Genomic DNA, 26,241 nt, shown 5'->3' with positions numbered 1-26,241 from the left:
CTTTGCATAAAAATGGCAACATAAAACAAGGTAAGAATTTTTTCTATGCACTCACCTCTTATATTATATCAGATAATTATTTAAATTTAAGTAGTAATGTTATATTTTTATCTATTTTTCTTCTATAAAACATTCTTTGCCGCTTAAAATGTCTTATCAGAAGAGCTTTCTTGTTTTTTAAAGCTCTTCTGTATATAAGAATTTTTTTAAAATTTTTATAACTATGTTTATGTCATCCCAAATATTTTTCAACATAGTCGTCATAGCTTCCAAGATAGTCAACAAAGCTGCCATCATCTTTTATTTCAATTATTCTATTGGCAACAGTGGCTATAAATTGGTGGTCTTGCGATGTGAAGAGTATGTTGCCCTTGTAAGATATGAGTCCATTGTTTACTGCTGTGATAGATTCCAAGTCCAAGTGGTTGGTTGGTTGATCAAAAATTAATAGATTAGTGGGTTCTATCATCATTTTTGAAAACATCATCCTGACTCTTTCTCCTCCTGAAAGCACGCTTGCATCTTTGCCAGTTTCATCTCCTGAAAAGAGCATTTTGCCCAAAAATCCTCTTATGAAGATTTCGCTTTGTTCGGTCGAGTATTGTCTTAGCCAATCAATGAGGTTGATGTCCTTTTTATCAAAAAATTTGTTGTTGTCCTTGGGAAAATAGTCCTTTGTTATTGTCTGACCCCACTTGAAACTACCGTCATAGTCTTCTATATTTCCGACTAAAATTTCAAATAAGTCTGTGATTGCTATTTCGTTTCCTATAAAGGCAATTTTGTCATTCTTGTTGACCCTAAAAGACATCTTGTCTAAAATCTTCTTTCCATCCTTTTCATAGGAAAGGTCTTCAACAGATAAAATTTCATTGCCCGGTTCTCTAGAAAGAGCAAATCCAACAAAGGGGTATCTCCTAGATGATGGCTTTATATCATCAAGGGTTATCTTGTCTAGAAGTTTTTTTCTTGAAGTAGCCTGTCTGGACTTGGATTTATTGGCTGAAAACTTAGCAATAAAGGCTTGTAGTTCTTTGATTTTTTCTTCTTTTTTCTTGTTTTGGTCTTTTGCCATTTGCAGGGCGAGTTGAGATGACTCATACCAAAAATCATAGTTGCCCACAAACATATTGATCTTGCCAAAATCTATGTCCACCATATGAGTGCAGACCTCATTTAAAAAATACCTATCATGGCTTACTATTATCGTTATAGCTTCAAAATCCAGGAGAAAATTCTCAAGCCATCTGACAGCTCGTACATCCAAACCATTTGTCGGTTCATCTAGCAAGAGGATATCAGGACTTCCAAAAAGAGCCTGAGCAAGCAAGACCTTTACCTTGTCTGCTTCTGTAAGGCTACCAGTCAAATCATAGTGGACTTCTGTCGGGATTCCAAGTCCTTGAAGTAGAGATGATGCTTCTGATTCAGCTTCCCAGCCTCCAAGCTCAGCAAACTCCGCCTCTAGCTCCGCTGCCCTCATGCCATCTTCATCATTAAAATCTTCCTTCATGTAGATAGCATCTTTTTCCTTTCCCAAGTCATATAACCTCTTGTTTCCCATGATAACAGTATCTAGCACTGGATACTTGTCATAGGCATAGTGGTCTTGGGCTAGCTTTGACATTCTAGAGTTTTTAGAAATCGAAATGCTTCCAGTAGACGGTTCCTTTTCCTTGGATAAAATTTTTAAAAAAGTTGACTTTCCCGCCCCATTAGCACCTATAATTCCATAGCAATTGCCAGGTGTGAATTGGAGATTGACATCGTCAAAAAGCACCTTGTCAGGGAAAATCACACTCAAATCATTTACACTTATCATTTTATTCTCCTTTTTATTAATCATAATGATTATAGCATAAGCAAAGTTTCATGCTAATTAATATTTAATAATATCTCTATTTGAAAAAGCCCCAGTCCTTGATTTAATAAAAATTCATTAAAATTTTGCTTATGTAAGCCTTTTGTAACGATTTCATGAAATGGCTGTGCTATTATAAAGTTATTAAAAGAAAGGAGTAAAAATATGAAGAAATTATCTATAAGTCTTGCGGCCTTGCTCTTATTTTCATCTTTTACATATACCAAGGTCCAAGCTTCTCAAAAGCAAGAGTCCCCTCTTAAGTCATCCAGCGCAAAAAACGATGCAAGATTAAACGAAAAAAATATTGTTCGACTCAAAAACCTCTTTGCAATCTCCAATTCTTATGACGGCTTTGACTACTCGTCATTCTCAGAAAACGATGAGTTAAATCTGTCATATAGCTGGTCAAATACTAAAACAGACGACAATATTTACATACGCACCGACGGCAAGGGCAACATTATCTATGCCAATATAAATGAAAATATTCACAAAAAAGAAAAAGAAGAACAAGCTATAAAGCTTGTTTCCAAAGAAAGTCTTATTAAGCTCGCAGACAAGTGGGTCAAAAAACTTTTAACAGATGGCTCATCTTATACTCTAAAAGAGGCAAGACTTGATAAAGATCCCTTTGCTTATAAACTTATCTACCAAAGATCTGTGGGCGGTATTGATGTCCTGGGCGACACTCTTAATCTTTCTTTTGATAAGAATCTAGACCTCAAATTTTTTTCAAGGGAGAGTCAAAGTCTAAAGTATCCAGATTCTTCTTTTTCTGAAAAAAATAAGATATCTCGTGAAGAAGCCATTAGGCTTTTTAAAGAAAAAAGGCCCCTGCTTGCAGGATATAAGGAACTTTATTCTTCTAAAAAAGTGAACTTAGAAGATGTAATTTCTATTGAAGATGAAGCCTTATTTTTAGATGCAATTAATAAAAAGTTTTTCTTGCCAGATTCCAGTCTAAAATACTCTTACTTCTCAAATGATGAAAAAGCTAAAGAGGCTCGTGATTCTGGTCTTAGTCCTTTTGAAAAACGCGAGCTTGAATCCTACTCAAAACTAAAAAGCTTTGAAGAAGCTAGCAAGAAGGCTGAAAAACTATTTAACTTACATAACCCTTCTAGCAAGGGTTTGATAAAAGAAGCTGACGGCTCTTATACTTGGAATTTTTCCTATGATAAAAATAATGCCTACTTAAGTCTTGATGCTGAAAATTTAAATCTGGTCGCTTTCTCAAACCCAAATACTTCTCAACAAGCATCTAAAAAAGTTTTATCTGAAGAAAAAGCTATCGAAATCGCCAAAAAATTTATAAAAGAAAAGACTCCCGAGCTCTCTTGCGATTTTAATCCAAATAGGGCAATTGTCCACTCCCGAAAAGATGCCTATGACATTTCCTTTAATCTATATATAAAAAACAGACCTGTATTTGACAAGTCTATCAGCCTTTCAATAGATAGAAAAAATGCAAAAGTCACAGACTTCAACAAAAATTACAAGCACATCCAAGCACCAGCATCTACAATAAGCGCCAACATAAAAGCTGCGGAGCAAAAGCTATATTCAGAAAACAGCTTTAAAAATTACTACATTTATGATCAAAACAAAATTAGACTAATCTACTCTTTTGAAAATCTCAATCCAATTTTCAAATCTGATGGAAGTAAATATTTCGAAAACTTCACTTCCGAATTTGAGTATGAAAATATTGATGATTCCAAATATAAAGATGAAATCTCTATTTTGAAGGACTACTCCATAGGTATAAATAAAAAGGTCCTAACCGATGAAATAAGTCGCTCAGACCTATTTAAACTCATTTATCCTGAGTCTACTTTCAGAGATTTGTCCTACTACCGCGAGAAATATGGCTATTCAGATAAAGAAATGGGAGAAAGTTTAAAAATCAAAGAGGCTCTAAAAATTTTAGCCAATGAAACATTCTTCAATTATTCGAATGAGTTGAGCCCAGAAATTTTTGACAAAAAACTCTTTAAAAACTCTAAATATCTAGATAAAGATGACATAACTCAAGTCTACTTCAGCTATTCTTACAAAATATTTGAAGATAGGGCTACGGATTTTAACAAGAATCTAAGCACCGAGGAGGCTCTTCACTATTTCTACAATTTGATTATAAATCTTAACTAATTTGTAAAAACATATTTCAAATTTCGTGTTACAATATCCCTTAGTGAATAAGAGGTAGGATGATGAAAAAATTTGAACCATTTGAAATAGACACAAATATAGAAATAAAGCACAAAAAAACTACAAAAAAACAGGCGACTAGCAATCCAAATGCAAAATCTCAGAGAAGAGATGAAAAGACCGAAAGAAATGAAAATGATAAAAAAGCTCCACGCAGTCCAAGAAGAACTAGAAATCCTAAGAGAAGAGCAGCTCTTCGAAGGAGAAGATTTTTTACAAGGCTCGGCCTTATTTTAATCTTTATTTTAATTCTTGCTGGAGCCTTTAAAAAATTGTCTTTCTCAAACAAAGCCAAAGATGCCCAAGTTCCACAGGCAAATTTGGGGCGCTGGTACATCGGCAAAATGCTAGAGGAAAAAAGAGGTATTTTTAATCAAGAAGACACTTTCTACAACAACGCCTTGGAGCTTTCCACTATTGCCCAAGATTCCATGGTCAATTTTGAAAATAAACTCATGCCTGGAAGCGCTCACCTTATAAAAGCCGACAAGTACGCCTATAAAACTAAAGAAATCAGAGAATATATAAGGGGCGAGAAGACTTATACGGGTGATGACAAATTAGTATTTCTAACTTTTGATGACGGTCCTAATAGAACAATAACTCCTCAAGTTTTAAAAATCTTGCAAAAAGAAAAAGTAAGAGGAACCTTTTTCCTCATTGGTAGGAATATGACAAATAAAAATATTCCCGTCATGAAGGCCATAATAAATAATGGCAACTCCATAGCCCTGCATTCATATTCTCATGACTATGATTCACTCTATCCAGACAAAAAGGCCTCCACACTTGATATCTTGAGTGAAGCCAAATTATCCGCTCAAAGATTGCAAGAAATCTTTGGAGAAAATTTCCATTCAGGCGTTTGGAGATATCCTGGCGGTCATATGTCTTGGGATGACATGGAAGCTGCCGACAAGGGTCTTTCAGATATGGGCATAGAATGGATAGATTGGAATTCTCTTGCAGGAGATGCAGAGATAAAAAGTTTAAGACCAGAAACTCCAGAGGGCATGATTCAATACACAATTAATTCTCTAAATAAGAATGTGCACAATAATGTGGCTGTAGTTCTTATGCACGATGCTATAAATAAGCAAGTCACAGTGAATGCCCTCCCAGGTATAATTAAATACTTTAAGGACAACAACTATAAATTCTGTATCCTCAAGTAGAAGAAGCTAAATAATATGTACAAATAAAAAAACCGAGAAGATATACAAATCCTTGCGGGGATTAGTAGATATCCTCTCGGTTTTTTATTTACTTTTTTCACTAATTGCCATAGACAATTTTGGAATCAGCTGTTTTTTTCGAGACAAAAGTCCCTCGGCTAAAAACTTGCCATCAACGCTTTCTTTATCAAACTGCCTTGCCAACTCCTCTTTGAACTTTCCAACTACAAGCACTTCAGAAAGCTCTTTGAATATGTCAGTTATCATAAGAACAAAAGATTCCACATCTTCCCTCTTGATGTAATTTTCCATAGAAAGCCTAAGGTCTTTTTCAACTGACTCTAGACTATCTAAATCCATAGTAAAAATTTGGCAGACCCTTACATTTTTGCCTTCAAATGAAAAATTCTTCACATCAGTTTTTAAAAGTTCTTCAGGCTTTTTGCCTTCCAGACTAGTGCCAGCTCTAAACATCTTCATGGCAAAATCTTCTGGATCAAGAGCTGCAATCTTACTCATTTTAGAAAGCACATAGCGATCAGTTTCAGTAGCTGTTGGCGATCTAAAAAGCAAAGTGTCTGAAATTATAGCAGCACACAAAATTCCAGCAATTTGTCTAGATGGCTTGATTCCATTTTCAAAAAACATCTTGGATACAATTGTAGCAGTCGAACCTACAGGTTCATTTCTAAAAAATATTGGTGCAGAAGTCGCTATGTTGGCGACCCTGTGATGATCTACAATTTGTAAAATCTCAGCACTATCCAAATCATCGATAGATTGATTTCTCTCATTATGATCTACCAAAATTATCTTTTTTCTCAAATTGGAAATCAAATGATATCTGGAAATGTTGCCTATTACTTGATTTTTATCATCCAAAACTGGATAAGACCTAAATCTGGATTTAGCCATCTTATCTCTCACATCATCTATCAAGTCATCCTTGTGAAAAACAACCAAATCATCTTTTGTCATCACATAGCCTACAGGAACTGCTTGGGGCAAAATCCTCGCAACCATAAAGGTTGAAAGCCCTGTTGAAATTACGCTTACTCTGTGTTTTTTTGCAAGCTCCAACAATTTTTCATCCAATTTTGTAGACAAGGTGAGAATCAACAAAGACACATCTTTTTTTATGCTGGCTTCTTGGTCATTTTTGTCATCACCCAAGATTACTATGTCCCCACTGTCAATAAAGTCTTTATTTTTAATTGCCTTTATTGCCATTTTCCCAGAAAACGGTCTTGCATTTTCAGGCAAATAAATCACTTCTGCCTTCAAAACTTCAAGTATATTATCAAGGCTTGTGCCAGATCTGCCTATAATCGTATCATCCCAAACCTCCATATAGGATGAGGCGATATTAGAAAGGCTGACAATTCCAATAAGATTTTCATCATCATCTACAACTGGCAAAGAGCTATTCTTGTGTCTTTGAATCAAATCCATAGCAGCTGCCAAAGACAGATTCGGATTCACGCAGTAGGCAGAATCCATCTCAATATCTCTTATTTGTGGCTTGATGGATGTTTTAAGCCTTGGCTTTTCAATATTAAAATAATTAAGAACAAATTCCGTCTCCTTATTTAACTCACCAAGTCTTATTGCCTCAGCATCTTCTCCCATTTTATTTTTCAGCTCTGCAAGAGCAAGAGCAGAGCAGATACTATCGGTGTCAGGATTTTTGTGACCCGTTATATAAATCTTATTTTTCATATTTCCCCCAAATCCAAAAATATTTCACGTCATAAATTATAAGCTCAATTTTTAGATTTTATCAACAAATTTAAAACTTTTAATCCCAAAATTCTTTCGCCTTGAAGGCCTCGGTTGCCTCAATTAAGGCATCTAGATTTTCCTCATCATAAGGAGTGTGCCCAGCAAGACCAGCTATTAATTTTACATTTTCAAGCTTCTTGCTAAGAAGATAGGCCCCCTCAAATAGGCAATCCATATCATACCTGCCATGTACTATAACAGTCCTTATGTCTTTTATTATATGGGCATGATCTAAAATGTAGTCTAGATTGTCCCAAAACATCTTATTGACCCAAAAATGGCACTCTATTCTAGCCATAGAATAAGCATAGGTGTCATCCATCACTATTTCCTCTTTTGGTCTTAAACTTGTGATAGAAGACTCCCAAGAAGACCAAATGCGAGCAGCCTCTAGGCGGATGTTTTCATCATCTGACATGAGTCTTTTGTAATAGGCTGCGATAAAATCTTTTCTCTCTTCTTTTGGTATATAGTTTTTATACTTTTCAAAAGCTTCAGGAAAAATTTTAGATACTCCACCCTCTTGATAAATCCAATCTATATCTTCTTGTCGTCCTAAAAAAATTCCCCTCAAGATAAGTCCTCTTACCCTTTCTGGATGACTTATAGCATAAGAAAGAGCCAGAGTAGAGCCCCAAGAGCCTCCAAAAACTAACCACTTATCTATCCCCAATTCTTCTCTTATGGCTTCCATATCACTTATTATGGCAGCTGTATTGTTGTTTTCGACAGAGCCAAGGGGCTTGGATTTTCCCGATCCTCTTTGGTCAAACAAAATTATCCTATAAAAATCTGGATCAAAAAATCTCCTAGACATGGGACTTGTACCACAACCCGGACCCCCATGTAAAAATACAACTGGTCTACCCTTGGGGTTACCCGATTCTTCATAATAAATTTCATGCCCCGAGTCTCTTTTTATATAATTTGAGAAATTTTCCCTTATTTCAGGAAATAAAGCTTTCATCCTAATCCTCCCTCTACTTTAAAACACCAAATTCATATTGATATTTTTTCAAATGCTTTATTATATCTGGCAAAGTTTCCACAGTTAAATCCTTGCCTCTTGCATCATGCATCAAAATTACAATGCAATTGTTGTTCTTGTTGGCATTTATAGTCTTATCCAGATAAGATAACATCTCATTTTTAGTCTTGGGTCTTCTTGATTTAGGTGATGCATCCCCTACCGAGGCATTCCAATCCATCCATTCGACTCCTCTTGATTTCAAAAGTTCATCTGCCTTTTCCATCTTCTTCCAAGACATATGTCCTCCCGGATATCTAAAGGTTTTGCTATCAAAATTTTTGCCCAGATACTTGCGAAGACTTTCAAGTGTCAGGTCATATTCATATAAAATTTGATTTGGATCTGCTATTCTATTGGGGTACAGGTACTTATAATCATGTGAAAAAGTATGAATCCCTATAGAATGCCCCTCACTTAGAGTCCTTTTTAATATGGGAGCTGTCGACTTGGATACACTCCTTCCCACCACATAAAAAGTTCCCTTAACATTCTCTTTTTTCAAAATATCTAAAACCTTCAAGGTGTTTTTGGAAGGTCCATCGTCAAAAGTCAAAAAACACAGTCTCTTTTCCTCCTTGGGATAAGACTTACTCGAAACTCTTGGATCTGTATAAGATCTTATCAGCTTAGTATCATAAGCTTCTTCTGCTTGCACTTTCCCAAAAACTATGCACAAGCAAAAAATTCCAAGCATAAATTTAATTATTTTTTTCATTACAATCTCCTCAAAATTCTACAAACTACAAGGTATTCCAGCTCAAAATAAAGAAAAATTTCAAGCTAGATTCTATTAAAAAAGATGACCTAGTCCTCGTCTAATTTGTTGTGAATTATACTTATGAACTTATCATCCTTCTTTATTTTTCTAACTCTTTTTTCAAAATCAATTCGAGAAAGCCAAAGCATTTTCCCACATCCCATACACTTTAGCTTTATATCAGCTCCAGTTCTTGTGATTTGCCACAGATTTTCACCGCAGGGATGAGGTTTTTTTAAGGTCACTACATCATTTAATTTGTATAAGAGCATCTTCTTCCTCCAAATTTTTCCTATTCAGGGTCTTTATCCCATTTTTTTGCAAAACTTCTATGCACTTTTGCCTTATTTCATAGTCTAAGTCCCAATTCTTACCCCAATCAGTAAAAAATGCTAGACTTATTTCATAGCTCAAGGCAAAATTTCCAGTCACACCCCATACATCTGGGCCGCTTTTTATATCCTTTCTATCTTTAAAAGGCTTTAGACTCTCTTTTAAGATGTCAATGACTTTTTTAGGATCCTCATCTGCACTTATTCTAAGAACTATAAGCGTTCTTTGTAGACTCCTGGACTTGTTTATAAGTCCTTGAATCTGCCCATTTGGCACTATATAAATTTCACCAGAATTATTTTTTATTTTTGTAAGTCTTATGCCTATCTCGGTTACATAGCCTTCAAATTCATTCAAGACAATATAATCGCCCACGCTTATGACATCCTCTGTGATTAAAAGCAAACCCCCAATCAAGTCCTTTATAAAGGATTGGGCTCCCATACCTATTAATAAAGAGCCTATTCCCAAGGTTGCAAAAAGATTTCTAGTATTGTAGCCAAATATGTTTAAAATAAACATTGCTCCTATAAAGTATACAAAAAAGGCGAGACCCTTCTCTAGACCACCTGTAAGAGTGTCTATTCTAGGAAAAGATGGCAAATTCTTGATTCTATCCTTGCTCTTCCAAAGCTTAAATGCCCTTTTTATAAGATGAACCAATAATTTTGCAAAAAGCAAAACCAAGATTACAACAAGAATCTTTCCCCATATTCCATTTTTATTTATCAACTTTCTTAGTTCTATGACCTCTTTTATCTTAATCTTTCTTACCTCCCGCATCATCTATATCCTTGATGGCACCCTTGGATGGGTTGCTCCTTGTCTTTATTACCTTGTATAAGGTCAATCTTTCATTTCTCAAAGTAGCAAGCGAAAGACCATTTATCTCAACCTTGTCCACCTCGCCTGGAAATCTCGTATAGTATTCCCTCCTGCTTCCAAGCTCTCCTCCTATATCTTGACCGCCTATTACATAAATCGCTCCAGAAATTTTTTCAATCCTGTCGGCATTGGCAGCAACCACAAGCTTGTCAGTTTCCTTTAAACCCATAGAATAGGTTGACAGAATGCCCGAGTGCAAGAGGTAAATTTTATTTTCATCTATGAGAACTCCGCCCACATTTGGAATTTTAACCTCGCTAAAATCCTCATCATCAAGCTTGTAAAGGGCCTTGTCGGTTACAAATACCATATACTTACCCAAGTTTTTCAAGGCAAAGACTACCTCATTCATAAGAGTCTTTTCAATTTTTTTGCCAGATCTTAAAAGTTTCACGATGGACTTGTGGCCGGTAGAATCCGCAAAAATTTCTGCAACTGCAAAATTCTCCCTATTTTTCACATCAAAAGATAGAATATAGTTTGGCGTTTTATAAATCTTTTTGAGTTCTCTTTCATAGTCCCTCAAATACAAGGTTTCATTGTCCTTCTCCTTGACATGAATTATTATATTTTTATTTTGGACTTCTATATTGAAAACTTCCACCGGACTTACAAAACTATCTATTAAAAACCCTCTGTCATCGTATTGGTTTATTTTTCCACTTTCCAAATCTAGGACAAAGGCATAATCTCCGGAAAAGAAAATTTTAAAATTCTTTGAATTGATGCCTATCCTGTCCAAGACTCTCCCGTCTTTGCCAAAATAATAGAGGTAGTCTCCGTTAAATGCCATCAAAGTACGAGATGCCAAGTGAAAGTCCTTGACATTAGAAAGTTCAATTTCTTTTACTCTCACAATTTCTTTTTTGTTCTGCAAAAAGCCGTAAAGCCCAACCATAAATACAATGAAAAGGACCAGACCCAATAAAAATTTCTTAGTAAATTTATTCATATTAACCATCCTTATAACTATGACTAATTATAACAAATTTTAGGAGCTTATACTAAAAACTTAGCATTTTATGTTAGCAATAAAAAACCGGCGCTTTCAAGCTTCGCCGGCTAAATTTATTTTTCTATCTTATTTTTTTCTACATCATCAAAAACTTCCAACCTTATCTTCTCTATCCTATTTTCGTCGACCTTCAAGGTGGTCATCTTTATAGTTTTGTCGCCACTTTTGTAGATGGCGACATCTCCAGACGAACCATCCGCTGGAATATATCCGAGAATTTCTAGCATAAGACCTCCAAGGCTCTCATGATTTTCTGAATTCAATTTGAGATTTAACTCATCAGATAAAAAATCCAGCTCTGCCTTGCCCTCTATTATATAGGCTCCCTTGCCAAGAGGCTCAATTAATTTATCCTCCTTGTCAAATTCATCCTCGATTTCTCCGACAATCTCCTCTAAAATATCCTCCATGGTAACTATGCCTGAAAAGCCACCATATTCATCTATTAGAATGGCAACATGGTTTTTATTTTTTTGTAGTTCTTTTAAAAGCTTGTCAATTTTTTTCGTTTCTGGCACAAAGTAACAAGGCTTTAAGACCTTATTCAAATCAATCTTTTTAAAATTATTTTGAGAATAATTTATAAAGAGATCCTTTATATAAATTGTTCCGATTATGTCATCCGGACTCTCATTATAGACCGGCGCCCTAGAATATCCAGACTCCAAAATCCTAGGAATCAAATCAACTCCAAAGTCCTCCTTGTCCACCATAAAAATATCCGTCCTTGGTGTCATTATCTCATAGGCCATCTTATCATCAAAATCCATGATGTTTACAATCATCTCTTCGCCCTCAAGATTTATAACCCCTTGTTCCTTGGAAACTCTTATATAGGACTTCAACTCCTCCTCAGAGATTTTTTCTTCTACATCTTCTGAATATAAACCAAAAATCTTCAAAACAAAAGTGGTAGTAAGTGATAGAAGTTTTACAAAAGGAGCAAATACAAAGGATGCAAAATAAATGATGCCCACGCTCGAAAGAGCAATTTTTTCCGGCTTTTGCAGAGCCACCCTCTTGGGTACTAATTCTCCAAAAACTAGAGTTATAAAAGAAAGAACAATCAAAATAAAGACCAAGGCTATAGCTTGAGCATAAGGTAAACCTAAGTTGGTCAAATAAGAGCCCAGCCTTGTGGAGACAGTTTGAGATGCTGAACCTGACGAGAAAAATCCAGCAAGTGTTATGCCTACTTGAATAGTTGACAAAAACTTGGTTTGATCCTTAGATAAATTCATAAGCTTTTTAGCTCTTTTGTTGCCTTCTTCGGCAAGCTTTTCTAGCTTATTCTTATTACAAGATACAATAGCCATCTCTGCCGAAGCAAAAAAAGCATTAACACCTGTCAAAATTGCTATAAGTAAAATTTGCATTAAAAATCGGGGCCACGGGTCCATATATCCTCCTAATCGAGCCTTGTTAGTTCGTAAATTTCAATAATATTTATAATCTTACTTGCATAATCTGGATCAGTTGCATAGCCACACTTTTGCAGAGCTACAGCAGCCCCGTCATAGGTCTTGGCATCCAAGACATCCTTGTATCTTTTTGCCTCTGAAATGAGCCTTCCATAATGATCAAAAGACTCGAGAGGGTTCTTGTAGACTCTAAAAGATTCGTAAGCAACAATCTTTTCTCCATCTACAAACTCCGTCGTCTCCAATTTAATCTCATCGCCATCACCATTAGATTTGATGCCAAAATAGTTGTTAAAATCCGTCGCTAGTCTAGATTTTCCAAAATTGCTTTCAAGAGCCGATTGAGCAAGCACTACTGATGGAAAAAGCCCATACTTTTTGCCTATGTTTTGGGCGATTTCTTCATGTTTTTTTAAATATTCAAGATCAATTTTGCTATCTGCATCCCTTCTATGACCATTTTTTGTGCAAAAGCTCAAAATTAGAGAGCAGATAAAAATTATAAGGGTAAAGGTCAGAAAATTTTTTAAATATTTTTTCCGCCTAATCCTTCTCTTTTTCATAAAACACCCTTGTTTTTCTTTCTCAGATTTTTAAAAAATCTGGATATTATGTAGGAGGAAAGTTTTCCTAAAAGTCCTACCTCGACTGAAATCTTGTGATTAAAACCATCCTGGTTCAAAAGATTTATAAGACTTCCGCAAGCACCCATTCTATCATTCATCACAGCTATATAAGCCTTCTTTAGCCTGGCCTGGATAAGAGCGCCAGCACACATGGCACAGGGCTCGAGGCTGACATATATTGAGCAATCCTCCATGTGCCAAGTCTTTAAGATCTCGGCAGCTTTTCTTATGGCTAAAATTTCGGCATGAGCAGTCGGATCATTTAAAAAGACCTTTTGATTGTGACCTCTTGCCACAATCTCATCTCCTTTTACTATAACGCATCCCACCGGCACATCATCATTTGCATATGCAATAAGGGCCTCTTTTAAGGCCTCTTTCATGAAATACTCGCTTTTATTTGTCCTATCCATCTTTCACCAAAACACTAAATTAAATTACATTTTATCAATACTCTTTAAAAAATACAAGAAATCACAATTTGCATAAGAAAAGGAAGACGTCTTTGGACCCCTTCCTGCAAATTAGATCTTATATAATCTTTTCCAAAGAGGCGAGAGCTTCTTCCTCATCTGGGCCCTGGCAATAAATCTTCACCTTTTCACCAGCGAAAATGCCAAGACTCATAATACCTATTATACTTTTGCCATTTACTCTCTCATCGCCCACTTCAAGAGTTATCTCAGAAACAAATTGGTTTGCCGTCTTTACAAACAAGGCGGCTGCTCTAGATTGAAGACCGTCCTCCTTTGATACCTCAAGTAATTTTTCTTTCATTATTCTCCACTCCTTAAGTTATTAGCAATTTCCTCTATTTTTTTAAATCTGTGATTTACTCCACTTCTACCTAAAGGCGGATCCAACATAGATCCCAAATCTTTAAGGGAAGCCTCCATGTTTTCTAGTCTCAATTCACAAACTTCAAAAAGCTCTTGTGGGAGCTTCTTCAAGCCTAAGATTTTATCAATAAGCAAGATATCTTCTCTCTGTCTTACAGACGCCTTCACTGTCTTATTGAGATTTGCCGTCTCACAATTCACAAGTCGGTTTACATGATTTCTCATGTCCTTGAGAACCCGTATATTTTCAAAATCCAAAACGGATTTAGTAGCATCAATAAGAGCCAGGAGATCGGAAATCTGTTCAGCTTCTTTTAAATAGAGAACGTATGAATCATTTCTTTCAGTTATTCCTGGTCTGAGTCCAAAATCTTTCAAAAGCAGCTCCAAACCATGAGCGTGCAGTTCATTTTTCATGACAAATTCCATATGATAGGATTTTTCCGGATTACTTATAGAACCAGCCCCCAAAAAAGAGCCTCTTATATAAGCTTTTTTACAATCTATCGAGTTTAAAAGCTCCCTGGGCAAATCAAAATTGGGCATGAAATAGTTATCGTTTCTTATGAAATCCGTATCATATAACAAAACCTTGACCACATCATAATCATCCACGACTATGTTGTAGTTGTTGTTCTTTTTCAAACTGGTATTTCTTGACACAAAGGCTGTCACATTTTCTCCATAAAATCTCTTTATGAAAGTGAACATCCTCCTAGCAACAGAGGCATTTTCAGTTACAAACCTAATGCTGGGGCCCTTAGAAGTCAAGGAAATCTTGGAATTCATCCTGATAAATCCCGCAAGCTCTGCTTCCACAGTTGAAGTTTTCTCATTTTTTACTTTTGCAGCTTCATTTTTAACAAAATTTGAAAAGCTCATACTACTCCTAATTTATAATTATACAAGAACTTATAAGCCTTGTAAACAAATGTTTTCCTAGCTGTCGAGATCTTCCATAATCTTGCCACAAATTCTTATAGAAGAATGTCTAATGCAGTCTTGGTCGTCATTGATAAAATTACCCATTATGGCTTTCATATTCTCACTCTTTAAATAATCCATATCTTCCTTAGAAATATCAATATAGGTCTGATTCTTTTCTTCATATCGTTTTAAAAGCTCGGCCTCGGGCACCTTTGTATTTATAAGCACCCTATCTATAAAATCTCCTCCATGATCCTTTATAGCCCTTATATGGTCACTTATGCTATAAGAGTCGGTCTCTCCCTTTTCAGTCATAATATTTCCTATATAATAAACTCTGGCTGAAGATTTTCTTATTGCCTCTGGTACGCCCTTTACTATGAGATTTGAAATTACAGAAGTATAAAGAGAACCTGGTCCTAGAATTATTGCATCAGCATCCAAAATTGCCTCTTCTGCTCTAGAAAAAATTTGGGCCCTTCTTGGGAAGTTTGAAAGTCTTTTAATTCTCGTTTTCTCTCTAAAAGCGACCTCTCCAATCTTGGACTCGCCTATACATCTGTTAGAATTTTCAAATTCAGCCTCTAGGTGAACGTTATCCAAGGTTACAGGAAAAACTCTGCCCGATATATTTAAAACTTTGGCAGCTTCATAGATGGCAGTTTCGAAATCCTGATAGATTTCAGTTAAAGAGGCGATCAAGAGGTTGCCGAAATTTTGCCCTTCAAGAGGGCCTCTTTTAAATCTAAATTGAAGCAGCTTTTCCATAGAAGAGGAAGAATTTGCAAGAGCTACAAGAGCATTTCTAAGATCTCCTGGTGGCAAAATTCCCATTTCCCTTCTCAAAAGTCCAGAGCCCCCACCATCATCTGCCATAGTTACAATAGCCGTAATCTCAGATGTGAAAAGCTTTAGACCTCTTAAAATATTCGAGACTCCGGTTCCTCCTCCTATCACCACAAATTTTTTATTTCTCATTTCAAATCCCTGTGCCTTAAAGAAATCTTATAACCTGCCTTTTCCAAGTCGTAAGCAAGCTTGCATGCAATGGCAACAGACCTATGATAACCCCCAGTACAACCTATTCCAATGACAAGGATTGACTTGCCTTCAGCCTTGTAGTTGGGTATTAGAAAGTTTAAAAGATTCATAGTTTTTGAAATAAAAGTCTTGGTCACATCATTTTTTAAGACAAAATCTCTTACCTTGTCGCTAAGTCCATTTTCTTCTCTGAGTTCTTTTATATAATATGGATTTTCTATAAATCTAACATCAAAAACCAAATCAGCATCTAAAAGGATTCCATTTTTGAATCCAAAAGAATTAATAGAAATCAATATGTCCTTCTCGCCACTTCCAAGAATATCCAACATCTTGTTTTTGATGTCCTTATTCTTGTAATCACTAGTATTTATTACAAAATCGGCCCTATTCCTCAAATCTTCTGTCAATTGTTTTTCTTTTCTATAACCTTCTACAATGTCCGAAGATAGAGGATGGGGTCTTCTCTTTTCCTTATAACGCCTGATTATGCAATCCTCATCTGCTTCCAGAAAAATTATCCTAAAATCAACACCCATGGTCTTTAATCCATCAAGGGCCTTGGAGAGATCTTTAAAAAATGGTCTTGCTCTTAAATCAATAACAACAGCAGCCCTATCCAAGTCATCCCTGCCCATTGAAAGCTCCACAAATTTAGATAAAAGAGCCGGAGGCAAATTGTCCATGGCGAAATAACCCATATCTTCACAAACATTTAAAGCTTGAGACTTGCCGGCTCCCGAAAGTCCGGTAATAATTAAAATCTCCATTATTGCCTCCCTATAATTTTTACTTCTCTCTCAATTTCAATACCATATTTGTCATATATTATCTTTTGCACAGTCTCTATGAGATCTATGACCTCAGAGGCAGTGGCTTCTCCTCTATTTATTACAAATCCGCAGTGCTTTTCTGAAATTTGTGCATCTCCAAGTCTAAATCCCCTAAGGCCCGCATCATCTATAAGTTTACCTGCAAAATAGCCTTCTGGCCTTTTAAAGGTAGAACCAGCAGATGGATATTCAAGAGGTTGTTTAGAGATTCTCCTTTGCATGAGATCTTTCATAAGAGCATTTATACCTTCCTTGTCTTTTTCTTGCAATTTTAGCTTGGCAGACAAAACCAAAAGTCCCTCGTCAAATACTCTTGAATTTCTGTATCTAAAATTCATTTCCTCATTAGAAAACTCTCTAATATTTAAATCTCTATCAAGCACTCTTACAGATTGTATAATGTCTTTAATCTCGCCTCCATAGGCTCCGGCATTCATAGAAACGCCACCTCCAAGGCTTCCTGGTATCCCATGGATAAATTCAGCTCCCGAAAGAGAAAGGTCTCTTGCATAATTTGCAAGAGCTTGCATAGAAATGCCAGCTTGTGCATTTATTATGTTTTTTTCATGCTCAATTTTTGAAAAATTTTCTCTTAAAAAAATTACCAAGCCTTCAACTCCGCCATCTCTTACAATGAGATTAGACGCCTTGCCTAAAATCACATAGGAAACATTATGCTTAAAACAAATTTCCAAGAGACTCACAATATCCTTTTCACTTTTTGGAAAAGCCATGGCATCAGCCGGGCCTCCTAACTTGAAATTAGTATAAGCTTTTAAATCTCTATTATAAAAAATATCTATATCATTAAAATCTTTGAAAATTTTATGTAAATCCATACTCCACCTCATATTCATTATACTATATAGCCCTCAAAATAAGAATAAAAGCAGCCCTCTATCGCATTAAAAAAGGAGTTCCCAAGAACTCCTTTAAATGAATTACCTATATTAATATACCAAGCAAAAAAGATGCGAGGTTAAAATAAATTATAAGCACAACCGAGTCTATAATAGTCGTTATTACAGCCGATGCCATAATGGCTGGGTCTATATGGACTCTCTTAGCAAGCATGGGAAGCGCTGCTCCCAAAAGCTTGGAAAGAATGACGGTTATGATAACTGTAAAAGAAACAAGGGCAGATACTACAACTCCAGCCTTTGTAAATATCATCATCCTAACAAAGTTTACACATCCCAAAACAGCCCCTGCAATAAGACCTACACTCATCTCCTTAAAAATTACCTTGAGAGCATCTGAAAGGCTAATTTCTCCAGTGGCCATGGCACGGATTACAACAGTTGAGGCTTGAGAGCCAGAGTTACCACCTGTATCTGTAATCATGGGTATGAAGGTAGTTAAAATTATATACTGACTTATAATATATGAATAATTGTCTATAATTCCAGAAGTCAAGGTAGCAGAAATCATCAAAATCAAAAGCCATGGAATCCTGTTCTTGGCAAGTTGCCATGGAGTTTGGTCCAGGTATTCGTCATCAGATGGATTGACTGCAGCCATCTTGTGAAAGTCTTCTGTTGTTTCTTCTTCTACTACATCCATGATATCGTCAAAAGTTATGATACCACAGAGCCTGTGTTCTGAATCCACAACTGGCAATGCAATGTAACCATATCTCACAAACATATCTGCTACCTTTTCTTGGTCGTCAGTAGTATTTACAAAGATTACATCCTCTTCCATGATGTCCTTGATTAAAAGGTCTTCGTTAGACACAACTATGGTCCTAAGCGAAACAAAACCTATTAGCATCTTATACTCATTTTCAACATAGCAAGTATAGATGGTTTCCTTGTCAACCCCAGTTTTTTTAATGTAATCCAAAGCCTGCCTTACAGTCATATCCGGCTTTAAATGCACATATTCTATTGTCATGATAGATCCGGCAGAATCTTCCGGATATCTCAAGAATTCATTGATTACCTTTCTTTCTTCTGGTGTAGATGAAGCCAAAAGTTTGGTTACAACATTGGCTGGCATCTCTTCCAAAATGTCTATTCTATCGTCAAAGTCCAATTCCTTTAATATGTTTAAAATTTCAGTATCATTTATAGAATTTATGATACGAAGTTGGTTGAAAGTTTCCATATAAGAAAATACTTCCGAACCCTTAAGTTTTGGAATCAGCCTAAAGACAATAAGCATATTTTTGTCGTCAAGGTCCTCAATAATTTCAGCTAAATCAACGACGTTTAAATCCTCTATGGCGTCCTTTAGTTCTTTAAGTTGTTTTTCTTTAATGAGTTTGTTGAAATACTCCCGGTATTCTTGGTATTCCTTATGATCCATTTCATCACCCCTTCAAGATAGAATACTATCATAAAAAGACCATTTATAAAAGAATTAAGTTAGAAAGAATTATCAATCCTCTTTCAATTAATAGAAAATACCATTTTAAATGTGATAGAATTGTTAGATAAATATAAATATAAGACCTCATATAAAATCATAAAGGAGTAAAAAATGCAAATAGAAGAATATTTAAACATTCAAAATTTGGATGATAATTTAAAAAAAGAAATTCTAGACTTTAGAAAAAAAATGCATCTAAGACCCGATTTGGAAAGAAAAATCCCGGTCCCCAGTTTTAGATACAGGGGGAAAGCATCTCTTGAAAAGGCAATCATAGCCCTTCTAAACGGATCTAATATTCTAATCCAAGGTCCCAAGGCTACTGGGAAAAATGTACTCGCCCAAAATCTCGCATACATCTTTGCAAGACCCATCTACACTGTCAGTCTAAATATAAACTCGGACTCAGAAGCTTTAATAGGAGCAGACACTTTTAAAAATAATGAAGTTGTATTTAGAGAAGGCCCCGTTCTAAGAGCTGCAAAAGAAGGTGGTTTTTTAATTTTTGATGAAATAAATATGGCAAGAAATGAAGCCTTGAGCGTCCTGCACTCCCTCTTGGATTTCAGACGCATTCTAGATCTTCCTGGTGGAGAAATTGTTGAAATTAATAAGGCCGCCCGCTTTATAGGCACGATGAACTACGGCTATATGGGTACTAGAGAATTAAACGAGGCCCTGGTTTCCCGATTCATGGTTATAAATCTAGAGCTAATTAGTGAAGAAGATCTTAAAGACCTTTTAAGAGAAGTCCTGCCACTAAAAGAGGACTATGTAAAAATTTTCTCCCGTCTTTTCAAGGACTTGGAAGAAAAATCTCTAAAATCAGAAATTTCATCCCGTCCGATAGATTTAAGAGGCCTAATAGAGGCTCTAAAACTTATGAAAAAAGGACTTGGAATTTATCCTGCTCTTGAAATGGGCCTTGTCCATAAGTCTTTTGATAAATATGAAAATCAAGTTGTAGAAGATGTAATAAAAACTCTAATCCCAAAGACTACAAAAGCAGAAGAGATTTTCAAATGAAAATTTTAGACCCTTATAGACTGGAAAATATCCTCTGGACAATCTCGGGAAAATATGAGAGAAAAGCTCCATCAACTCTTATTGAAACAGACCTTTATTTCCTTGGGCTGCTAGGTCTTTCGCAAAGGGAAAATTCATATGAAATCTTAACATTTCTCCTAGAAGAAATGGCAAAAGAAAAACCCCAAGGTCAAGATCCCTATGGAAAAAAGGAAAACCAAATCAAAGCGGAAAACAAACACCTATTAGCAGAACTTTCATATCTGCTAGATTGCATCTACAAAGATAAACTTTTAAAAGAAAGACCTGGTATATATGCCAAAAGAAAGGCCTACTTGGAAAGTCTACCCAAGCTAGAAATTAAAAAGCCAAAAGATTTTGACCAGGCTCTTGAATACTTTTTGCAGAGCTTGCAAAGCCTTGGTAGGCAAACAGAAGACAGAGAATATATAAAAGACTTTAAAGATAAAAAGAAAAAAAGAAAAAATTTTTCCAGCAGAGAACAACAATTTTTAAACCTTTACGACTTGGAAAAATACACACTTGGTTCTGCAGAATTTACAGAGCATCTCTTGGGCGATGAGAGTTTAGAAAATGCCGATGCTCTTACCAAGGCGGAGAAAATCCGCAAAAAATCAGTCGAAGACAAGTTTGGTAAATCTGCCTATCCCTCTTCTCTTACAGGCAAAATAGAGCAAGCCATCTCATCTGGTATCCATCAAAATATCAAACTTCATTTTACCAAAAACGACTACCCCCAAAGCCCCAAGGGTGAATATTCCAAGGAAAAACTAGAAAAAACAAAAAATGTCAACAAAAACTACTACGAAAAAAATAAAATTGCAATAAATCGCCAGGCTCGTTTTCTCTGCGACCTCATAAAAAATTTGCTTATCAAGCAAGTGGATGATGATATAGAAAGAAAAAACAGCGGCAAGGTGATACCCTCAAAAATTTGGCGAAGTAAACTCGGTGAAACTAAGCTCTTTATAAAAGACATAAAAAAAGACCACACAAGCTACAAAATTACCCTCATCCTAGACTCATCTGCATCTTTAAAAGAAAAGGAAGCCCAAATAGCAAGTTCAGCCTACATCATCGCAAAGGCTATAAGCATGGCACAAATTCCAGTAAGAGTCCTCGGCTTCAAAAACTTTTTTAACTACCAAATAGTTGATGTTCTAAAAGACTTCGACCAAAATGGGCTAGATAAAATATTCTCCTACCAAGCCCTTGGAGCCAATCGTGATGGCTATGCCATAAAAGCTATAAAAGAAATTACAGATCCAAGTTGCAAAAACATCTTCATAGTCCTATCAGATGCCAGTCCAAACGACGAGATGAATATAGCCCTCTTGGAAAACAATGCTAAGGCCTACACAGAAAAAATCGCTGTCGAAGATACAGCCAAGGAAGTTCTAAGAGCAAGGCTTACAGGTATCCAAGTCCTCGGAGTATATGCCGGCAAGGAAAAAGATCTTCCCAAGGAAAAATATATCTTCGGTCAAGATTTTGCCTATATAAAAAATATAGAAAATTTCCACAAAATAGTTGGCAATTTCTTCAAACAGGTCTTTGCCAATAAGGCATAAATTTATTTAAAACTGACCCCACTAAAGGGGTCATTATTTATTTGCCTATGTTCTTTTAATTTTTTGATTTTTCCTATTTGAATTTTCTTGCAAGAATTTTTAATTTTTCCAAATAAAAAATGTATAAGGCTTAGGTCCTTATACATTTTTCATCTTCTCATAAAGAGATTTTAACAGCTTATTTTTGCAATTTATTTTTATTAATTATATTTATTTGAAAAATTTTTTAGCAAATTCCTTGAGCCTGCATCGCTTCTGCAACTTTTGAAAATCCTGCTATGTTGGCACCAACCACAAGGTTCCCTTCTTGTCCATTGTCCTTGGCTGCTTTTAGACAAGTTTCACAAATCCTTACCATTATATCTTTTAGCTTTTTATCCACTTCTTCAAAGCTCCAAGAAATGCCAGCATAATTTTGACTCATTTCCAAACCTGATGTGGCAACTCCACCAGCATTGCAAGCCTTGGCAGGTCCAAATATTATACCGGATTTTTGCAAATATTCTATGGCATCAAGTTCTGTTGACATATTTGAGCCTTCGCAAACCATCTTGTAGCCATTTGCCACTATAGTTTTGGCATCATTTAAGTCTATTTCGTTTTGAGTTGCACATGGCAAGGCTATATCAGCCTTTACCTTATATATTTTTTCGTTTTCATAGTAGTGAGCTTTAGGTCTGTATTTAAGATAGTCCTTTACTCTTCCCTTTTTCACTTCTTTGATATCCTTTAGGATGTCAAGATCTATCCCTTCTTCATCATATATGAAACCATTAGAGTCAGATGCTGTCAAGACTTTTGCTCCTAGCTCCTGGGCTTTTTCAATTGCATAAATCGCAACATTGCCAGCTCCACTGACTACCACTCTTTTGCCTTTCAAGTCGTCCTTATAATGCTTTAAAAGTCTTTCTACAAAATACAAAAGTCCATAGCCAGTTGCTTCTTTTCTAGCTAGAGAGCCTCCATAGCTAAGTCCCTTGCCAGTGAAAACTCCTTCATAAGAGTTGGCAAGTTTTTTGTATTGGCCGAACATATAACCGACTTCTCTAGCTCCTACTCCTATATCTCCTGCTGGCACATCCAATCTATTTCCTATGTGTCTATATAATTCATTTACAAAACTTTGACAGAAATTCATAATTTCAAAGTCATTTTTACCCTTGGGATCGAAGTCTGAGCCACCCTTGCCTCCCCCCATGGCTATGCCAGTTAGAGAGTTTTTAAAAGTTTGTTCAAATGCCAAAAATTTTATTATTGAAAGATTTACAGAAGGGTGAAATCTAAGTCCCCCCTTGTAAGGTCCTATGGCTGAACTAAATTGCACTCTGTAACCTGTATTCACATGAACCTTTTGGTTGCGATCTAGCCAGGGCACCCTAAACATGATAACTCTTTCTGGTGTCACAAGTCTTTCTAAAAGAGCTTGCTTTCTGTACTCTTCTTCATTTTCTTCTATGACTCCTCTTAAGGAACCCAAGACTTCTCTTACAGCTTGGTGAAATTCTTTTTCTTGGGGAGCTGATTTTTCTACTTTATCTATTATTTCTTCTATATATCCCATTTTATTCCTCCTTTTTTTTATTATATTTAATAGATTTTCATTATGCAATTAAAAAAAGGATCAAAAGTGATCCTTTTTATTTAAAAATTTTTGAGTTTTTCTGTTATAAGTTCATTTGCGATTTGCGGGTTGGCCTTGCCCTTTGAACTCTTCATAACAAGCCCCACTAAAAATCCCAAAACCCTAGTCTTGCCATTTTTAAAGTCTTCTATGCTGGATGGATTTTCTGCCAAGACTTGATCTACAATTTTTTCTATTTCATCTTGATCTGAAACTTGAATTAGTCCTTCTTCTTCAACTATTGCTATAGGGTCCTTGCCTTCTTCAAACATTTTTCTAAAGACATTCTTGCCTGTTCCTATGCTTATCTTTTTATCGGATATCATCTTTAAAAGATTCAAAAGGGCTTCTTTTTCGAATTTGAAATCCAAAATTGGGTTTTGATCTTCGTCCTTTTCTGCCCTTCTTAGGACTTCTCCCAAGAGCCAATTGCTAAGCAAATTATAATCCTTAAAATTCTTGGCAAGGTCTTCGAAATAATCTGCAAAATCCTTAGTCGATGTCAAGACTGAAGCATCATAGTCTGAAAGTCCATAGGTGTTTTTAAACCTGATTTTCTTTTCCCAAGGTAGCTCCGGCATTTTGTTTTTTATTGCTTCTATTTCAGAATTACTTATCATGACAGGTGGCAAGTCGCCTTCTGGTGCAAATCTATAATCTGATTCCGTGTATTTTATTCTCATGATAAGAGTCTCTTCTTTTTGATCATCCCAACGCCTTGTTGTCCTAAGTTCTTTTTTATTATTCTTTAAAAGGTCTATTTGCCTATTTATTTCATAGTCAATCGCCTTTTCCACTCCCCTAAAAGAGTTTAGATTCTTCACTTCTGTGATGGCAGTTCTTTCTCCAGTCTCTAAGTCTTTTACGTTTACATTGACATCACACCTCAGAGAGCCTTCTTCCATTCTGCAGTCAGATATCCCCAGATATTTTAAAGTGGCCTTGAGTTTTTCTAGAAAAGCTCTAGCCTCTTTTCCAGATGACAAATCAGGCTCTGTGACTATTTCTATAAGAGGCACTCCAGCTCTATTGTAATTTAAAAGAGTGTCCTCATCCATGTGCATGGACTTGCCAGTATCTTCTTCCATTTGAACTTGAATTAGTCTTATGTCCTTGGGACCATCATCAGTATCTATACTTATATGACCTCCCTTGCATATGGCCTTATCCGTTTGACTTATTTGAAAGCCCTTGGTGAGGTCGGGGTAAAAGTAATTTTTTCTCATAAATCTTGAGATATTATTTATTTTTGATGAAAAGGCAAGACCTGCCATAACTGAATACTCCAAGACCTTTTTATTCAAAACTGGCATGGCTCCTGGCAAGGCAAGACAAACTGGACAAGTCCTTGTGTTTGGCTCTGCTCCAAATTCATTCTTGCAGGAGCAAAATGCCTTTGTTTCTGTGGCAAGTTCCACGTGAATTTCTAATCCTATAATTGATTTATATTTCATTTATACTCCTTTCAAGACCAAATGCGGCTTTTAGCAAGTCGTCATCGCAAAAAGCTCTTGACATAAGCGAAATGCCGACAGATAATCCATCGCTTCCTAAAGGCATGGGAAGTGAAATGCCTGGTATGCCTGCCAAGTTTGCAGACACCGTAAATAAATCTTGAAGATACATTTCCACAGCACTCATGTCATAGTCAAGTCTAAATGGTAAAACTGGGCTTGTAGGACACATTACGAGGTCGAATTTTTCGAAGGCCCTTTCAAAGTCTTTTATTATAAGTGTTCTGACTTTTTGCGCTTTTTCATAGTAGTCTTTTGCAAACTCCAAAGACATAATATGGGTACCTATCATTATTCTTCTTTTGACTTCGTCTCCAAATCCTTCGGATCTGCTCTTTATATACATGGCATTTATGTCATCATAATCCTTAGTGCGATGTCCATATCTCAAGCCGTCAAAGCGAGCCAGATTAGAAGAAATCTCTCCATTTACCAAGATGTGATAAGTTTCTATCCCATAGTCCAAACTCGGCATGGAAACATATTCAACTTGAGCGCCCTTGCTCTTTAAAATTTCGAGAACCTTTTGAAAATCTTCCTCGACTCTTTTATTTAACTGGGCGTGCTTTAGGATATCTGGCATGGCAATTTTTAAACCTTGTAACATCTTCAAAGATTCTTCTTCATCTAAATTCAAGTTTTTAATTTTGCTATTTCCGATTGAAGAAGCATCCCTTGGATCCTTATCGACAAGGACTTTAGAAAGTAAGAGAACATCTTCTACATTTCTTCCTATCACTCCTGGCGAATCAAAAGTATTTGCCATTGAAGTGACTCCATATCTGGATATGCTGGCATAGGTTGGCTTGTAGCCTACAAGACCACAAAAGCTTGAAGGTTGTCTAACAGATCCTCCAGTGTCTGTGCCGACAGAAAGTATAGCTTCTTTTGCTGCCACAGATGATGCAGACCCACCCGAAGAACCACCCGGACTCAAATCTGGATTTAGAGGATTTTTGCTGGGGCCAAAATATGACGTCTTTGTAGATGCTCCCATGGCAAATTCGTCCATGTTTACTTTTCCTATAATTATTCCATCTTCAGCTTTTATTTTTTCTATAAGAGTAGCATCATAGGGTGCGATATAATTTTCCAACATTTTCGAGGCGCAAGTCTGTCTTACTCCTTTTAAGGCTATGTTGTCTTTTATAGATATCACAAGTCCAGCCAAGCTTCCAATTTCTTTTCCTTCTGAAATTTTCTTGTCGATTTCATCAGCTTTTTTTATGGCTTCATCTTGGCAAAGGCTTATGAAAGAGTTGTATTTGTTTTCTTTTGCTCTTTTAATATAAGCTAGTAGCAGGTCTTTAGCTTTGATTTCACCATCTATAAGCTTTTTTCTTATTTCTTTTGCATCTAAATTTAATAAATCCATA

23 protein-coding genes are annotated in these 26,241 nt (G+C 36.0%); 4 read left to right on the top strand and 19 right to left on the bottom strand.

Annotated features, from left to right (window positions below; translation table 11 throughout):
- Positions 1-232: 232 nt before the first annotated feature.
- Positions 233-1,822 carry an ATP-binding cassette domain-containing protein gene (locus LV469_08090; protein ID UHR02596.1) on the bottom strand — a complete coding sequence of 530 codons (1,590 nt, stop codon included), beginning with the start codon at positions 1,820-1,822 and terminating at the stop codon, positions 233-235.
- Between the two features lie 204 nt (positions 1,823-2,026).
- Here LV469_08090 and LV469_08085 point away from each other — a divergent pair, with 204 nt between their 5' ends.
- Entirely contained in the window at positions 2,027-4,015 is a 1,989-nt protein-coding gene (locus LV469_08085; GenBank protein ID UHR02595.1) for a hypothetical protein, read from the top strand.
- 62 nt (positions 4,016-4,077) lie between these two features.
- Positions 4,078-5,250: a polysaccharide deacetylase gene (locus LV469_08080; protein UHR02594.1), complete on the top strand. Its 1,173-nt coding sequence runs from the start codon at positions 4,078-4,080 to the stop codon at positions 5,248-5,250.
- 84 nt (positions 5,251-5,334) lie between these two features.
- Here the strand turns inward: LV469_08080 and LV469_08075 are convergent, their stop codons facing one another.
- From LV469_08075 to mgtE, 15 genes are all read right to left on the bottom strand, one after another.
- A complete protein-coding gene (locus LV469_08075) occupies positions 5,335-6,969 on the bottom strand; it encodes a putative manganese-dependent inorganic diphosphatase (protein ID UHR02593.1) in 1,635 nt (544 codons plus the stop codon).
- 79 nt (positions 6,970-7,048) lie between these two features.
- Positions 7,049-7,999, bottom strand: coding sequence for a prolyl aminopeptidase (gene pip / locus LV469_08070; GenBank protein ID UHR02592.1), 951 nt, complete (start codon positions 7,997-7,999; stop codon positions 7,049-7,051).
- A 13-nt stretch (positions 8,000-8,012) separates the two neighbouring features.
- The gene (locus LV469_08065) at positions 8,013-8,777 is read right to left on the bottom strand and encodes a polysaccharide deacetylase (protein UHR02591.1); all 765 of its coding nucleotides are present in this window, start codon (positions 8,775-8,777) and stop codon (positions 8,013-8,015) included.
- Positions 8,778-8,866: 89 nt separating this feature from the next.
- On the bottom strand, positions 8,867-9,091 hold the full coding sequence (locus LV469_08060) for a DUF951 domain-containing protein (protein ID UHR02590.1): 225 nt from the start codon (positions 9,089-9,091) through the stop codon (positions 8,867-8,869).
- Complete coding sequence (locus tag LV469_08055; protein UHR02589.1) at positions 9,069-9,938, bottom strand: mechanosensitive ion channel family protein; 870 nt, start codon at positions 9,936-9,938, stop codon at positions 9,069-9,071. The genes LV469_08060 and LV469_08055 overlap by 23 nt, the downstream gene beginning before the upstream one ends.
- Positions 9,913-10,989 carry a hypothetical protein gene (locus tag LV469_08050; protein ID UHR02588.1) on the bottom strand — a complete coding sequence of 359 codons (1,077 nt, stop codon included), beginning with the start codon at positions 10,987-10,989 and terminating at the stop codon, positions 9,913-9,915. Before LV469_08050 ends, LV469_08055 begins: the two co-directional genes overlap by 26 nt.
- 116 nt (positions 10,990-11,105) lie before the next feature.
- Positions 11,106-12,452 carry a hemolysin family protein gene (locus tag LV469_08045; protein ID UHR02587.1) on the bottom strand — a complete coding sequence of 449 codons (1,347 nt, stop codon included), beginning with the start codon at positions 12,450-12,452 and terminating at the stop codon, positions 11,106-11,108.
- Positions 12,453-12,460: 8 nt separating this feature from the next.
- The gene (locus LV469_08040) at positions 12,461-13,036 is read right to left on the bottom strand and encodes a glucosaminidase domain-containing protein (protein ID UHR02586.1); all 576 of its coding nucleotides are present in this window, start codon (positions 13,034-13,036) and stop codon (positions 12,461-12,463) included.
- Entirely contained in the window at positions 13,033-13,512 is a 480-nt protein-coding gene (gene tadA, locus LV469_08035) for a tRNA adenosine(34) deaminase TadA (GenBank protein UHR02585.1), read from the bottom strand. The genes LV469_08040 and tadA overlap by 4 nt, the downstream gene beginning before the upstream one ends.
- A gap of 118 nt (positions 13,513-13,630) precedes the next feature.
- Complete coding sequence (locus LV469_08030) at positions 13,631-13,876, bottom strand: HPr family phosphocarrier protein (protein ID UHR02584.1); 246 nt, start codon at positions 13,874-13,876, stop codon at positions 13,631-13,633.
- On the bottom strand, positions 13,876-14,820 hold the full coding sequence (whiA, locus tag LV469_08025; GenBank protein ID UHR02583.1) for a DNA-binding protein WhiA: 945 nt from the start codon (positions 14,818-14,820) through the stop codon (positions 13,876-13,878). The genes LV469_08030 and whiA overlap by 1 nt, the downstream gene beginning before the upstream one ends.
- A gap of 57 nt (positions 14,821-14,877) precedes the next feature.
- A complete protein-coding gene (locus LV469_08020) occupies positions 14,878-15,843 on the bottom strand; it encodes a YvcK family protein (GenBank protein ID UHR02582.1) in 966 nt (321 codons plus the stop codon).
- The gene (gene rapZ, locus LV469_08015; GenBank protein UHR02581.1) at positions 15,840-16,676 is read right to left on the bottom strand and encodes an RNase adapter RapZ; all 837 of its coding nucleotides are present in this window, start codon (positions 16,674-16,676) and stop codon (positions 15,840-15,842) included. The genes LV469_08020 and rapZ overlap by 4 nt, the downstream gene beginning before the upstream one ends.
- Complete coding sequence (gene murB / locus LV469_08010) at positions 16,676-17,578, bottom strand: UDP-N-acetylmuramate dehydrogenase (GenBank protein UHR02580.1); 903 nt, start codon at positions 17,576-17,578, stop codon at positions 16,676-16,678. Before murB ends, rapZ begins: the two co-directional genes overlap by 1 nt.
- Before the next feature lie 106 nt (positions 17,579-17,684).
- Positions 17,685-19,049, bottom strand: a complete 1,365-nt coding sequence (gene mgtE / locus LV469_08005; protein ID UHR02579.1) for a magnesium transporter — start codon at positions 19,047-19,049, stop codon at positions 17,685-17,687.
- A gap of 180 nt (positions 19,050-19,229) precedes the next feature.
- On the opposite strand from mgtE, the gene LV469_08000 reads away from it, so the two are divergent.
- Together LV469_08000 and LV469_07995 are read left to right on the top strand one after the other, a co-directional pair.
- Positions 19,230-20,138, top strand: a complete 909-nt coding sequence (locus tag LV469_08000; protein ID UHR03602.1) for an AAA family ATPase — start codon at positions 19,230-19,232, stop codon at positions 20,136-20,138.
- On the top strand, positions 20,135-21,730 hold the full coding sequence (locus LV469_07995) for a hypothetical protein (GenBank protein UHR02578.1): 1,596 nt from the start codon (positions 20,135-20,137) through the stop codon (positions 21,728-21,730). Before LV469_08000 ends, LV469_07995 begins: the two co-directional genes overlap by 4 nt.
- A gap of 226 nt (positions 21,731-21,956) precedes the next feature.
- Here the strand turns inward: LV469_07995 and gdhA are convergent, their stop codons facing one another.
- From gdhA to gatA, 3 genes are all read right to left on the bottom strand, one after another.
- A complete protein-coding gene (gene gdhA, locus LV469_07990; GenBank protein UHR02577.1) occupies positions 21,957-23,291 on the bottom strand; it encodes an NADP-specific glutamate dehydrogenase in 1,335 nt (444 codons plus the stop codon).
- Between the two features lie 80 nt (positions 23,292-23,371).
- Entirely contained in the window at positions 23,372-24,805 is a 1,434-nt protein-coding gene (gene gatB, locus LV469_07985) for an Asp-tRNA(Asn)/Glu-tRNA(Gln) amidotransferase subunit GatB (protein ID UHR02576.1), read from the bottom strand.
- Complete coding sequence (gatA, locus tag LV469_07980) at positions 24,795-26,240, bottom strand: Asp-tRNA(Asn)/Glu-tRNA(Gln) amidotransferase subunit GatA (GenBank protein ID UHR02575.1); 1,446 nt, start codon at positions 26,238-26,240, stop codon at positions 24,795-24,797. Before gatA ends, gatB begins: the two co-directional genes overlap by 11 nt.
- Position 26,241: the final 1 nt, after the last annotated feature.

The sequence above is a fragment of the Peptoniphilus sp. GNH genome, from assembly GCA_021307325.1.
In the GTDB taxonomy this organism is placed as follows: domain Bacteria; phylum Bacillota; class Clostridia; order Tissierellales; family Peptoniphilaceae; genus KA00134.
The sequence above is the reverse complement of the archived record's forward strand: the minus strand, read 5'-3'. Positions and strand labels throughout refer to the sequence as shown.

Bases quoted from the DNA above. Each gene is read 5' to 3' on its own strand.
- LV469_08090 (UHR02596.1), bottom strand. From the start codon at position 1,822: ATGATAAGTGTAAATGATTTGAGTGTGATTTTCCCTGACAAGGTGCTT.
- LV469_08085 (UHR02595.1), top strand. From the start codon at position 2,027: ATGAAGAAATTATCTATAAGTCTTGCGGCCTTGCTCTTATTTTCATCT.
- LV469_08080 (UHR02594.1), top strand. From the start codon at position 4,078: ATGAAAAAATTTGAACCATTTGAAATAGACACAAATATAGAAATAAAG.
- LV469_08075 (UHR02593.1), bottom strand. From the start codon at position 6,969: ATGAAAAATAAGATTTATATAACGGGTCACAAAAATCCTGACACCGAT.
- pip (UHR02592.1), bottom strand. From the start codon at position 7,999: ATGAAAGCTTTATTTCCTGAAATAAGGGAAAATTTCTCAAATTATATA.
- LV469_08065 (UHR02591.1), bottom strand. From the start codon at position 8,777: ATGAAAAAAATAATTAAATTTATGCTTGGAATTTTTTGCTTGTGCATA.
- LV469_08060 (UHR02590.1), bottom strand. From the start codon at position 9,091: ATGCTCTTATACAAATTAAATGATGTAGTGACCTTAAAAAAACCTCAT.
- LV469_08055 (UHR02589.1), bottom strand. From the start codon at position 9,938: ATGATGCGGGAGGTAAGAAAGATTAAGATAAAAGAGGTCATAGAACTA.
- LV469_08050 (UHR02588.1), bottom strand. From the start codon at position 10,989: ATGAATAAATTTACTAAGAAATTTTTATTGGGTCTGGTCCTTTTCATT.
- LV469_08045 (UHR02587.1), bottom strand. From the start codon at position 12,452: ATGGACCCGTGGCCCCGATTTTTAATGCAAATTTTACTTATAGCAATT.
- LV469_08040 (UHR02586.1), bottom strand. From the start codon at position 13,036: ATGAAAAAGAGAAGGATTAGGCGGAAAAAATATTTAAAAAATTTTCTG.
- tadA (UHR02585.1), bottom strand. From the start codon at position 13,512: ATGGATAGGACAAATAAAAGCGAGTATTTCATGAAAGAGGCCTTAAAA.
- LV469_08030 (UHR02584.1), bottom strand. From the start codon at position 13,876: ATGAAAGAAAAATTACTTGAGGTATCAAAGGAGGACGGTCTTCAATCT.
- whiA (UHR02583.1), bottom strand. From the start codon at position 14,820: ATGAGCTTTTCAAATTTTGTTAAAAATGAAGCTGCAAAAGTAAAAAAT.
- LV469_08020 (UHR02582.1), bottom strand. From the start codon at position 15,843: ATGAGAAATAAAAAATTTGTGGTGATAGGAGGAGGAACCGGAGTCTCG.
- rapZ (UHR02581.1), bottom strand. From the start codon at position 16,676: ATGGAGATTTTAATTATTACCGGACTTTCGGGAGCCGGCAAGTCTCAA.
- murB (UHR02580.1), bottom strand. From the start codon at position 17,578: ATGGATTTACATAAAATTTTCAAAGATTTTAATGATATAGATATTTTT.
- mgtE (UHR02579.1), bottom strand. From the start codon at position 19,049: ATGGATCATAAGGAATACCAAGAATACCGGGAGTATTTCAACAAACTC.
- LV469_07995 (UHR02578.1), top strand. From the start codon at position 20,135: ATGAAAATTTTAGACCCTTATAGACTGGAAAATATCCTCTGGACAATC.
- gdhA (UHR02577.1), bottom strand. From the start codon at position 23,291: ATGGGATATATAGAAGAAATAATAGATAAAGTAGAAAAATCAGCTCCC.
- gatB (UHR02576.1), bottom strand. From the start codon at position 24,805: ATGAAATATAAATCAATTATAGGATTAGAAATTCACGTGGAACTTGCC.
- gatA (UHR02575.1), bottom strand. From the start codon at position 26,240: ATGGATTTATTAAATTTAGATGCAAAAGAAATAAGAAAAAAGCTTATA.